The organism is Enterococcus sp. DIV1059_2 (assembly GCF_051713685.1).
In the GTDB taxonomy this organism is placed as follows: Bacteria; Bacillota; Bacilli; order Lactobacillales; family Enterococcaceae; genus Enterococcus_D; species Enterococcus_D casseliflavus.
The window spans coordinates 1,253,164-1,265,294 of record NZ_JBIOQK010000001.1; the positions used below are offsets into that span (position 1 = coordinate 1,253,164).

Here is a 12,131-nt window from a genome sequence, read left to right on the forward strand (position 1 = left end):
GGCGCAACCACCATGGAACCACTAATTGAAACTAAGCGATTAGTCCTGCGAGAAATGAGTCATGACGATCGACCAGCAATTGAAAAGATTTTGCAAGATCCAGAAGTTATGATTGCCTATGAAGGACCCTTCAGTGAGCAAGAAGTCACTGGTTGGATCGACAAACAGCTGCAACACTATCAAAACGATCACATTGGCTTGTGGCTAGTGATTGAGAAAGCATCCGGGCAAGCGATCGGTCAATGCGGATTGACATGGCAAGACGTCAAGGGAGAAGCCGTTTTAGAAATTGGGTACTTGTTTCAAAAGAACTTCTGGCATCATGGGTTTGCCACAGAAGCTGCCCAGGCCTGTAAAGACTATGCGTTTGCAACGCTGAATGCCGCCAGTGTTTATTCGATCATTCGTGAGACCAATCAAGCCTCCATAAATGTGGCATTGCGCAATGGAATGAAGCTGGTGGATCGCTTTGTCAAACACTATCGGCAAGTGGACATGCCGCATCTTGTGTATGCTGTGGCGAAAGAGATGTGAAAAACGAAAGAATGCTTTTTTCGATTTAGACAATGAAACGCCCTTAGAAAGTTAGCTTTTTCTAACTTTCTAGGGGCGTTTTTTATGCTTGCGTAAAGCTTTTTCGTTCGATGAGTTCAGCCCCTAAAAGGACTGTTTTGGTGATCGCTCGAGGATGAACGATCTGATCCACCAATAAATCGATCGCGGTTTTGGCGATTTCTTCCACATCAATTTTAAACGTTGTTAGAGGGGGAGCCACAAATTTTGCGATCTCATTGTCGTTGATACTGATTAGTTCCAAGCGATCAGGAATGATGATGGATCGTTCATTTAACGCTTGGAGCACACCAACTGCGATGGTGTCAGAAGCCACAAAGAGCGCCTCTGGCAAATTGTCACCAAGGGATTCCACCATTTTTTTCGCCAAACGATAGCCGGTTTCAACGGAAAAATTGCCACCACTAAATAAGAACGCCTCATCGAGCGCATCTCGACGAGCCAGCGTTTGACGGAAGATGACCTCGCGACTATCCATTTCTGCACGTTGGGTATCAGGATTTAGATAAGCACCACCAATAAAGCCGATCTTTCGGTATCCTTTTGTTAAAAATAGATCGATCGCCAGTTGCGTCATTCGATCAGTATCAGGTTTGACCGTATCGAACAACTCTGGACAGGGGTTGATTTCCAAAAGGACGCCATAGGGGCAAACGGATTTGAACTGCTGCGTTTCTTTCTCAGTGAAAGAGCCAATCCCAATAAATCCGGCGACTTCTTGCAGTGTTTCTAAAACATCATCTTCATGGGTGATCAGTTGAATTTCCAAATTGTTGATTTTCGCATATTTTTCTAAAGAGATACGCAATTGTCGAAAATAGACATCTTGCAGCTCTTCTTGTTCTGTCAGCCAGAAAAGGACGGCGATTTTTTCTAGTGTTGTTTTTATTTTTGAGCGATCATAACCTAGTGATAAAGCGGTATGAATAATTTTTTGACGCGTATCGGCAGCGATCGACAACGATTCGTCGCCTTTCAATAATCGGGAAACAGTCGCTTGTGAAAAGCCTGATTGCTCGGCAATTTTTTTTATTGTAACCAATCTTCTTCACCTCTTTCTTCTAGTATACGCTAACAACTTTACCAAGTAAATGAATTTACTAAATATATTTACTCAATAGTGAAAGTTTAGAGCGTGGTGGTATTTTGAAAAATTATTTTTGAGATAAACCTTGATTTTATCCGTTTATTTACTCCGTTGAAGAAATTAATTTAGTAAAACTATTTACATATTAAGTAAAATAATTTATTATAAACAAGAAGATAGCGTTTGCAAAATAAAGAAAAGGTGGAGAAATGATGATGAAAAAAATGTCTCGAGTTCTTTTTTTAAGTGTAGCAGCTTTAGGATTAGGTGCTTGCGGTCCACAAAGTGAAGGGACAGATAGTACTGCAGCAAATAGTGGCAGCAATAAGGACTATGATCTATTGGTCTGGGAAGACCAAGCAAAATCAGTTGGGATTGAAGAGGCAGTCAAACAATTTGAAGAAGAACACGATGTGACGATCAAAGTGGTCGAAAAAGCCTATGGTGGACAGATCGAAGATTTACGATTGGATGGCCCCGCTGGTACAGGTGCGGATGTCATCACGATTCCTGGCGATCAAATCGGTACAGCCGTTACCGAAGGTTTGTTGAAAGAATTAACAGTCGATCAAACGCTACAAGATCTGTATACAGAATCAGCAATGCAATCGCAAATCGTTGACGGCAAAGTCTACGGCTTACCAAAAGCGGTTGAAACACAAATTTTGTATTATAACAAAGAACTAATTTCCGAAGAAGACTTGCCACAGACAACGGATGAGTGGCTGGAGTATTCCAAGTCTGTTTTAGGTGCTGATAGTTATGGGTTACTGGCATTATGGGATCAAATTTATTACGCACAAGGTGTATTGAGCGGTTATGGCGGTTATGTTTTTGGCGAGAATGCCGATGGATCCTATGACCCTGAAGATATTGGATTAGCTAATGAAGGCGCGATCGAAGGGGCAGACTATATCCAACAGTTTTATGATGCAGGTATTTTTCCATCGGGATTGGTCGGCGAACAAGGAATCAATGTGTTGGACTCTTTATTTACGGAAGGAAAAGCTGCCGCTGTCATCTCGGGACCATGGAACTTGTCTCCTTATAAAGAAGCGGGCATCGACTATGGTGTGAAAGAATTGCCATTATTAGGCAATGGTGAACATATGGGCTCCTTTATCGGTGTCAAAAGCTACAACGTAAGTAGCTATTCCCAAAACCCTGAATTAGCTGAAGCATTCGTCAAATTTATCAGCAATGAGGAAAATTCAAAAGTTCGTTATGAAAAAACACAGGAAGTACCAGCGGTTGCTTCATTGGCAGATGATCCAGCAGTTCAAGAAAGTGAAAGTGCTGCAGCCATTGCCGCTCAGTCCCAACACGCAGAACTAACGCCTGGGATCACTGAAATGAATTCAGTATGGGAACCAATGGATGCCGCATTGCAAACCATTGCTACTGGAAAGGCTGAACCGAAAACAGCTTTACCACAAGCAGTCGAACAGATCAAATCAGCCATTGCGGCAATTCAAAACTAGAAAGTCGTCTCAAGGACAAACGTTTCGGGTGGTCATTCATCATTAGGAATCAAGTAAGGCCGAACGAAACGTTTGTCAGCGGCTTTTTCTTACAGGGGGCGAAAATGTGAAAAACACGCAGTCGTATGCAAAACGAGCAATGCTATTCTCGATCATACCAGGATTCGGTCAATTTTATAATCGGCAAAAAATCAAAGGCGCTTTATTTTTCTTCTTTTTTGCTATGTATCTTGTCGTCTTTAAAGATTTATTTAATATGGGACTTTGGGGCATCGTGACATTAGGCGTGGAAGTGCCGAGAGACAATTCCATCTTTTTATTAGCAGAAGGATTAGTTGCCTTGATCGTCATCGGTTTTGGTCTGTTGTTCTATTATTTAAACATCCGTGATGCCTATAAAAACGGTGAATTAAGAGACAATGAGCTACCAGTCAACTCTATCCGTGAAAGCTACCAGGCACTATTAAGAGAAGGCTATCCTTATTTAATGAGTAGCCCAGCATTTTTCTTACTCGTGTTTTCTGTTATTTTTCCGATTCTCTTTAGTATCGCGTTAGCTTTTACGAACTATGATCTGTATCATTCTGCACCTGCCAATTTAGCAGATTGGGTGGGATTAGAGACCTTTAAGAAGATTTTTACTGTCGATATTTGGCGTAGTACCTTCTTCAATGTTCTGGGCTGGACAGTTATCTGGACCTTGATCGCCTCAACGTTACAAGTTTCTATCGGAATATTTTTAGCGGTGCTGGTGCATCAAAAAGAATTACGACTCAAAAAGTTCTTTCGAACGATTTTGATCCTCCCATGGGCAGTTCCGGGATTTGTTACGATCTTGGTGTTTTCAGGAATGTTCAATGATTCCTTTGGTGCGATCAATCATTCGATTTTGAATTTCTTCCAGATTTCACCGATTCCTTGGCTAACGAGTGCGAATTGGACCCGCTTAGCTTTGCTACTGATTCAAGGCTGGCTAGGCTTTCCGTATATTTTTATCGTGACTACAGGGACGCTGCAATCCATTCCTGATGATTTGTATGAGGCGGCGACCATCGATGGTGCTTCAGCTTTACAAAAATTCCGCCGAATCACATTGCCATTATTGCTTTATGCAATGGCACCGATTTTGATCACGCAATATACGTTTAACTTCAACAATTTCAATATCATTTATCTGTTTAATTCTGGTGGACCAGCAGTTCCTGGTTCGACCGCTGGTGGTACCGATATTTTGGTTTCGTGGATCTATAAGCTCACGATGCAAAATAGTCAATATGCACTGGCAGCAGCGTTGACGATTCTCTTATCGATCGTCGTAATCGCGATTGCTTTATGGCAATTCCGCCGAACAAATTCATTCAAGGAGGTTGGATAACATGAAGGCAGCAAGTATGAAGAAACAAAAATTTGTCCGCCTATCCTTGACGTATCTCGTACTGATTTTTACGGTAGTAGTGATCGTCTACCCTTTACTTTGGACGATCGGTGCTAGTTTTAATCCTGGGAACAGTTTAGTAAGTACGAGTCTGATTCCGACGAGTCTGACATTAAGTCACTACACGAAATTGTTTGCTGGTGACAACTCGCTTTATTATAGTCAATGGTATTTGAATTCATTAAAAATCAGTGTATGCACCATGTTCTTGTCACTGATTTTTGTCTCCATGACGGCGTATTCCTTTTCACGATTTCGTTTTACAGGCCGTAAAAATGGGTTGATGCTGTTCTTACTACTACAAATGATCCCGCAGTTCTCTGCCTTGATCGCAATTTTCGTATTGGCGCAAATGCTCGGCTTGATCAATAGCCATTGGTTGCTGATCTTGATTTACGTTGGGGGCCAGATTCCCATGAACACGTACTTATTGAAAGGGTATTTTGACTCGATCCCGTTAGATTTAGACGAGAGTGCCAAGATAGATGGCGCAAGCAATACGCGAATATTCTGGCAAATTTTGATTCCTTTATCACGACCAATGCTGGCAGTCGTTGCCATGAATGGCTTTACTGGACCACTTGGAGACTTTGCCCTGTCTTCTGTGATTTTACGTAATCCTGAGTACTATACACTACCCATTGGGTTATACAAATTAGTCACGGATAAAATGGGAGCCAGCTATACGACTTTTGCGGCAGGGGCTATTTTGATCAGTATTCCGATCGCACTCGTCTTTATTGCATTACAAAAACATTTTGTCTCCGGTTTGACCGCTGGTGGCACAAAAGGATAGGAAGAGAAGATGACAAGATATAACTTAGAAGAACGCTTTTTACATGGTGGGGATTATAATCCTGACCAGTGGCTAAATTATCCCGAGATCTTAGCCAAAGATTTAGAACTAATGGAAAAAGCTCATGCTAATACATTTTCCCTTGGTATTTTTGCTTGGAGTGCCTTAGAGCCAGCAGAAGGGGTGTTTGAATTTGAATGGTTAGACAAAATCATGGATGAGCTCGCCGAACGAAACAGCAACGTCATTTTAGCGACGCCAAGCGGCGCGCGTCCTGCCTGGTTGTCTAAAGCATACCCTGAAGTTCTACGGACCAATGAAAAACGGGAAAAAATGTTACACGGCGGGCGTCACAATCATTGCTTTTCTTCACCGATCTATCGTGAGAAAGTGGCGATCATCAATCGGAAATTAGCTGAACGCTACCACGATCACCCAGCACTATTGATGTGGCATATTTCAAATGAGTATTCTGGAGATTGTCATTGTCCCATTTGCCAAGAAAACTTTCGTCAGTGGGTCAAGCAGAAGTACCAAACATTAGCAGCCTTGAATGAGGCCTGGTGGGGACCTTTCTGGAGCCATACGATCACCGATTGGTCGCAAATCGAATCTCCTTCACCGATCGGCGAAATGCAAGTTCATGGACTAAATCTAGACTGGCATCGTTTTGTGACCGATCAGACCATTGATTTCTATGAACATGAGATCAAAGACATTCGTCGTTTGTCTCCAGATGTGCCGATCACAACGAATTTCATGGCAGATACCCGAGATTTGATTCCCTTTTATAGCCTTGATTATGGAAAATTTGCCCAGCATGTAGATGTCATTAGTTGGGATTGTTATCCTGCTTGGCATAATGATTGGGGAACGACCGCTGATTTGGCAAGTAAGGTTGGGTTTATCAATGATCAGTACCGTAGCTTGAAAAAGCAACCCTTTTTGATCATGGAATCAACCCCTAGTGGTGTGAATTGGCATCCAGTCAATCGCACGAAACGCCCCGGGATGCATCTGTTGTCTTCTATGCAATTTATTGCTCACGGTTCAGATAGTAATCTTTATTTCCAATGGCGAAAATCTCGAGGCTCATCTGAGAAGTTCCATGGGGCCGTCGTGGACCATGACAACGACGAACAGAATCGTGTTTTTCAAGATGTAGCAGAAGTGGGAAAAGCCTTAGAAGAAATCAAAGAAATCAAAGGATTGCACAAAAAAGCCAAAGTGGCGATCATCTATGATTGGGATAACAATTGGGCGCTCAATGATGCGCAAGGTTTTGGTTTGGAGAGCAAACGCTACCCACAAACGTTGCAAGAGCATTATCGCTATTTTTGGGATCATGACATCGCGGTTGATGTCATCACGAAAGACCATGACTTTGACTCTTACCAATTGATCATCGCTCCGATGCTTTACCTTTTACCAAAAGAAACTATGAAAAAGTTTCAACAGTATACGAAAAATGGCGGGACGCTGGTTTCCACTTATTTGACGGGGATCGTGAATGAAACGGACTTGACCTATTTAGGGGGCTGGCCCCAAGAGTTAGAAGAACTGTTTGGTGTGTCTGTGAAAGAAATCGATACGTTATATCCGAAACAAAAAAATCTGCTTTTAATGAAGGAGCAGCAGTACCAAATTCATGATTATTGTAGTGTTGTTCAAACAAACACTGCCCAAACGTTAGGGGTCTACGGTGCTGATTTTTATCAAGGTCAAGCTGCAGTGACCGTAAATGATTATGGTGAAGGAAGTGCCTACTATCTTGGGGGACGGACGGATCAAGCCTTTTTGGAAGACTTCTATCAAGAAGTAACACAACAGCTTCGCATACAAAATGAGTGGGTCCGTCAAGGTTCAACGAACGTGTCGATCCAAAGTAGAGAAAGTCAGCAAGAGCAGCTTACTCCGACTACCTATTATTTTGTGATGAATTTTTCCGAAGAAAATCAAGAAGTAGAGGTAGCAACTTCAGGAATCGATTTGCTTACTGAAAAAACGACAAACCAAAAGCTTCAGTTGGCGCCTTATGAGGTGCAGATTATCAAAGTGACAGTACCAGATCAATAAAGACTATTGTGTCAATTATATGAAAAAAGAAGTACTTACGTTGATGAAAAAAAACGTAAGTACTTCTTTTTTATAGAGAGTGTTTTAATTTTCTTGCGCAAATTCGGCAGCTTTTGTTCCTGCTTGGCGTCCGAAGATGATGATATCGGCAACGGCATTTCCGCCAATTCGGTTTTCACCATGCAACCCACCAGTTACTTCACCGGCTGCAAAAAGACCTGGAATGATCTCGTTATCCGTAGCGATCACTTCTGTGTTGGTGTTGATCTTCACGCCGCCCATCGTGTGGTGGATACCAGGAGCGATGGCAATGGCATAGTAAGGTCCTGTTGACAAATCGTTGTCCATTGCTGTGCTGCGTCCAAAGGCTTCGTCTTCACCAGCAGCCACACTGCTGTTCCACGTAGTGATCGTTTCAGCAAGCGCTGCTTCTGGCATGTCCAATTCTTTTGCTAATTCTTCGATCGTGTCAGCGGATTTGACTAACCCTTGTTGCTCGTAAAAATCAATGGCTGTCACGCGTTCTTTGACACCTGCATCAAAAACTAACGTTGCTGATTTTTCAGGTAGGGCAATGATCGCTTCAGAGACTTTGTCTCGTGTTTCCATTTCATTGAAGAACCGTTCGCCTTCTTGATTGACCAAGATCGCGCCTTCTCCACGGACAGCTTCAGTGATTAACAGTGATTTAGACTGATCCACTGTTGGGTGGATTTGGATTTGCTCTAAATCAACCGTTTGTCCACCTAATGCTTCGATCATTTTGATCCCATCACCAGTCGAACCCTCTTGGTTCGTTGTCACGTAGTCTGCCAATTCTGGTTTGTATTCGGTGATCATGTCGAAATTGGCACCGAAACCTCCTGTTGTAACGACAACTGCTTTGGCATCAATGGTTTGTTCGGTTCCTTCTACTTCAACGGTCACCCCGTTGACTTGACCATCTTCTTCATTGATTTCTTTGACATCGGCATTCACAAAAATTGGGATTTCCAATTCATGGATGTTGCGCATCAAGCCATCAACTAAGTATTCCCCAACAGCAGAACCATCCGATGGACGGTGCGTTCTTTTTTCACTCATCCCGCCAGTCGTTGTTAAGTTGTCTAAAGTGATACCCATGGAATCTAACCAATCGATCGCTTCTGCTGAATGATCCACAAAGTAGCGCAACAATTCTTCATCATTGGTGTTGTGACCGCCAGCTAATGTTTCTTCATAAAATAGATCGTTTGAATCTTCGATGCCTTCTGCTTCTTGGAATTTGGTTTCTGAAGCGTTCATTCCTGCTGAAGATTTCAATGTATTTCCACCAGAAATTGGCATTTTTTCTAAAATAACTGGGTTTGCGCCAGCTTCTTTTGCTTGGATCGCAGCGGCCATTCCAGCGCCACCTGCACCGACGATCACGACATCGTAGCTGTCTGCAAGTTCGCTAGGGTCTGTGTATTCTTGACCAGATGCAGCAGAAGTTGCATCTGTTTCTTCATTAGCAGATGAACCAGTACTTGAGCTGCTGCTTGTTTGTGAATCAGCACCACAAGCACTCAAAGTTGCTAACGAGGTTAGGACTAATAGTGTTTGGAAAATTTTCTTCATTGTTTTTATTCCTCCTAAAACTTTTTCCAAATCAAAGACTAACATAGTTGTCATGTTATTTTTAGCTTTTGTTCGAAAAATCACATAATAATTAGAAAAGTTTAATTTATAAAGCGTTTTAGTCGAGATGAAAGGGTTTCTTGGTCATCATAAAAGAGAGTGAATTCGTGAATTTATGGAAATAGAAGAATTGTTGATTCTTTGATTTGTTTGGTATTAATCATAAAGGGAGAAAGCGAAGAGGCTTTGATTCGCCTCTCTTCTGTTATTGAAAAAACGTACGTCACTGAGGTGCCGAGGAATGATCTCTTTTATTTAATAACAAATCAAATGCTTTGCGCTCAAAAGATAGAAAGAAATTGATGGCATCCGTGTTTGTGGGCACCAACTTTTACTCAATAAATAAAGATAGAATCTTAGTTTTCAAGAGTCATTGCCAAGAAACTGCGGTGTTTCTTAAAAAAATCAAGAGAACTGTCTTGCAAAACAAATCCTTTCTTGTATAATAAAAATAAGTTAGGTCTACCTAAAAAATAAATAAACTATCCTTAACTATGGAAATGGAGTGAAAATAATGATTACTTTTTCAGAAATATCCGCAGCCTATGATGGCGATCATCAAGTGATCTCGGATTTGTCGTTTCAAGTAGAAAAACCGTCGATCGTAGGGATCATTGGTCCAAATGGGGCAGGGAAGTCGACGCTGATCAAAGCGGCGTTGAAATTGATCCCTTCCAGTGGGAACATGAGTGTCGACAAAAAAGCGTTAAAAGACTTTCAAAAGGAAATTGCCTATGTCGAACAAAAGACCGCGGTTGATTACACGTTTCCGATCACAGTCAAAGAAGTCGTATCTTTAGGTTTGTATCCTAAGATGCGCATGTTCCAAAGGATGTCGGCAAACGATTGGCAGAAAGTGACAGCCGCTCTGGCAGCGGTAGAAATGGAATCCTTTGCGGAACGTCAGATTGGGGAATTGTCCGGCGGGCAGTTTCAGCGGGTCTTGATTGCTCGAACGTTGGTGCAAGATGCCAACTATATTTTCCTCGATGAGCCCTTTGTAGGGATCGATGCCACCAGTGAAGCGATCATCGTCGGCCTGTTGCGTAACTTGCGAGATGCTGGAAAGACGATTTTTATCGTTCACCATGATCTGGGGAAAATCACCGAATACTTTGATTACTTGGTTCTGCTCAATCAAACCCTGATCGCTGCGGGACCAGTCAGTGAAGTCTTTACCGAAAGCAATTTGAAGCAAACATTTGGCGATGCGATCATCGTGAAAGGAGGCGTTTAACATGTTGACAAGCTTTTTTACGAGTTTAAGTAACTATCATTTCTTGCAAAATGCCTTGATCACGGCAGTCGCGATCGGGATCGTGGCAGGGGTGATCGGTTGTTTTATTATCTTACGAGGGATGTCCTTGATGGGGGATGCAATCTCTCATGCGGTCTTACCAGGGGTAGCCTTGTCTTATATCTTCGGCGTTCATTTTTTTGTCGGGGCGATCTTCTTTGGGATCTTGGCTTCCATGATCATTACCTATATCGCCAATAACAGCCTGATCAAAAGCGATACGGCGATCGGTATCACCTTTAGTTCGTTTCTAGCTTTAGGGGTTATCTTGATTGGAGTAGCAAATAGTTCGACTGATTTGTTTCACATTTTGTTTGGGAATGTGCTAGCGGTGCAAGACAGCGACAAATGGCTGACGATCGCTATCGCTATCCTTGTGCTGGCAGTGATCATCCTCTTCTTCCGTCCACTGTTGATCACGTCTTTTGATCCGATGATGGCAAAGGCCTTTGGGATGAAAGTGCAAGCCTATCACTATTTATTGATGTTCTTGTTGACTTTGGTTTCAGTGACAGCGATGCAAAGCGTCGGAACGATCTTAATCGTGGCTCTGTTAGTCACTCCAGCAGCAACGGCTTATCTTTATACAAAACAATTGAAGCATATGATGGTCATCGCAGGGGTTTTAGGTGGTTTCGCCTCATTTATCGGCTTGTTTATCGGGTATAGCTTTAATATTGCCGCAGGATCAAGTATCGTTTTGACCGCAGGAGCCTTTTTCGTGATCGGTTTCTTGTTCTCACCAAAACAAAAGACCAGTCCAGTCAAACGCTGGTCAGCGACGGCGGTTTTAGCAACGGCAGCTGTAGCTGGTGGCTTCTTTTTGGCACAGCAAAACGGACAGATGGCCCAAACAGAAGGGAAACTTTCAGTAGTAGCGACCAATTCGATCATTGCTGATATTACGGAAAACATTGCCGGTGATCGAATCGATCTTCACAGTATCGTACCAGTGGGGCGTGATCCCCATGAATATGAACCTTTAGTGGAAGATGTTCGAAAAGCGACCGATGCCGATCTTATCCTTTACAACGGCTTGAATCTAGAAACTGGCGGCAATGGCTGGTTTACCAAATTGATGAACAATGCCAATAAGGTAGAAAATGAAGATTACTTTGCCGTCAGTGATGGCGTGGATGTGCTTTATCTTTCTGATGATGAAGACCACAGCAAAGCCGATCCTCATGCCTGGTTAAATCTAGAAAACGGTATGATCTATGCCCGCAACATTGCTCAACGCTTGAGCGAAAAGGACCCTGACAATCGCTCTTTCTATGAAGAAAACCTTGAACGCTACTTGGCTTCATTAGAAGAACTGGATCAGCAAGCAAAGGAAAACTTCCAATCGATTCCCGAAGAGAAGAAATTGATCGTCACCAGTGAGGGAGCCTTCAAATACTTCTCCAAAGCCTACGGTGTACCGTCTGCCTATATCTGGGAAATCAATACCGAAGAAGAAGGAACCCCAGCGCAAATCAAAAACTTAGTGGATCAGCTGCAAAATTCAGCCGTCGCTTCCTTATTTGTCGAAAGCAGCGTCAATACTCGTCCGATGCAAAGTGTTTCTCGTGATGCAGGTATTCCGATATTCGGAACCGTCTTTACCGATTCGATTGCAGAGCCGGGAGAAGAAGGCGACAGCTACTATAACATGATGAAGTGGAATCTCGATACGATTTATCAAGGCTTGAATCAATAATGCAAAAAACATCCTTGGCTCGTTCTGG

General features: G+C 42.6%; 9 protein-coding genes. 7 read left to right on the forward strand and 2 right to left on the reverse strand.

What is annotated here, in order from left to right; translation table 11 throughout:
* The first annotated feature begins 12 nt into the window (after positions 1-12).
* Positions 13-534, forward strand: coding sequence for a GNAT family N-acetyltransferase (locus IGI72_RS05860; RefSeq protein WP_413126088.1), 522 nt, complete (start codon positions 13-15; stop codon positions 532-534).
* 82 nt (positions 535-616) lie between these two features.
* Here IGI72_RS05860 and IGI72_RS05865 read toward each other — a convergent pair whose 3' ends face one another.
* Positions 617-1,615, reverse strand: coding sequence for a LacI family DNA-binding transcriptional regulator (locus IGI72_RS05865; RefSeq protein ID WP_081116594.1), 999 nt, complete (start codon positions 1,613-1,615; stop codon positions 617-619).
* A gap of 254 nt (positions 1,616-1,869) precedes the next feature.
* Between IGI72_RS05865 and IGI72_RS05870 the strand changes: the two genes are divergently transcribed.
* From IGI72_RS05870 to IGI72_RS05885, 4 genes are all read left to right on the forward strand, one after another.
* Positions 1,870-3,141 (forward strand): extracellular solute-binding protein, encoded by a 1,272-nt coding sequence (locus IGI72_RS05870; protein ID WP_413152786.1) that lies wholly within the window; start codon positions 1,870-1,872, stop codon positions 3,139-3,141.
* Between the two features lie 139 nt (positions 3,142-3,280).
* Positions 3,281-4,516: a carbohydrate ABC transporter permease gene (locus tag IGI72_RS05875; protein WP_016608233.1), complete on the forward strand. Its 1,236-nt coding sequence runs from the start codon at positions 3,281-3,283 to the stop codon at positions 4,514-4,516.
* Position 4,517: 1 nt separating this feature from the next.
* Positions 4,518-5,372, forward strand: coding sequence for a sugar ABC transporter permease (locus tag IGI72_RS05880; RefSeq protein ID WP_413152787.1), 855 nt, complete (start codon positions 4,518-4,520; stop codon positions 5,370-5,372).
* A 9-nt stretch (positions 5,373-5,381) separates the two neighbouring features.
* Positions 5,382-7,448: a beta-galactosidase gene (locus tag IGI72_RS05885; protein WP_413152788.1), complete on the forward strand. Its 2,067-nt coding sequence runs from the start codon at positions 5,382-5,384 to the stop codon at positions 7,446-7,448.
* Positions 7,449-7,532: 84 nt separating this feature from the next.
* On the opposite strand, the gene IGI72_RS05890 is transcribed toward IGI72_RS05885, so the two are convergent.
* Positions 7,533-9,047 carry a flavocytochrome c gene (locus IGI72_RS05890; protein ID WP_413152789.1) on the reverse strand — a complete coding sequence of 505 codons (1,515 nt, stop codon included), beginning with the start codon at positions 9,045-9,047 and terminating at the stop codon, positions 7,533-7,535.
* A gap of 574 nt (positions 9,048-9,621) precedes the next feature.
* Here IGI72_RS05890 and IGI72_RS05895 point away from each other — a divergent pair.
* Positions 9,622-10,344 (forward strand): metal ABC transporter ATP-binding protein, encoded by a 723-nt coding sequence (locus tag IGI72_RS05895; protein WP_060791832.1) that lies wholly within the window; start codon positions 9,622-9,624, stop codon positions 10,342-10,344.
* Between the two features lies 1 nt (position 10,345).
* Positions 10,346-12,103: a metal ABC transporter permease subunit gene (locus IGI72_RS05900; RefSeq protein ID WP_005225531.1), complete on the forward strand. Its 1,758-nt coding sequence runs from the start codon at positions 10,346-10,348 to the stop codon at positions 12,101-12,103.
* Positions 12,104-12,131 lie beyond the last annotated feature (28 nt).

Excerpts from the sequence above, each read along its gene's own strand:
- IGI72_RS05860 (WP_413126088.1), top strand. The coding sequence starts at position 13 with ATGGAACCACTAATTGAAACTAAGCGATTAGTCCTGCGAGAAATGAGT.
- IGI72_RS05870 (WP_413152786.1), top strand. The coding sequence starts at position 1,870 with ATGATGATGAAAAAAATGTCTCGAGTTCTTTTTTTAAGTGTAGCAGCT.
- IGI72_RS05875 (WP_016608233.1), top strand. The coding sequence starts at position 3,281 with ATGCTATTCTCGATCATACCAGGATTCGGTCAATTTTATAATCGGCAA.
- IGI72_RS05880 (WP_413152787.1), top strand. The coding sequence starts at position 4,518 with ATGAAGGCAGCAAGTATGAAGAAACAAAAATTTGTCCGCCTATCCTTG.
- IGI72_RS05885 (WP_413152788.1), top strand. The coding sequence starts at position 5,382 with ATGACAAGATATAACTTAGAAGAACGCTTTTTACATGGTGGGGATTAT.
- IGI72_RS05890 (WP_413152789.1), bottom strand. The coding sequence starts at position 9,047 with ATGAAGAAAATTTTCCAAACACTATTAGTCCTAACCTCGTTAGCAACT.
- IGI72_RS05895 (WP_060791832.1), top strand. The coding sequence starts at position 9,622 with ATGATTACTTTTTCAGAAATATCCGCAGCCTATGATGGCGATCATCAA.
- IGI72_RS05900 (WP_005225531.1), top strand. The coding sequence starts at position 10,346 with ATGTTGACAAGCTTTTTTACGAGTTTAAGTAACTATCATTTCTTGCAA.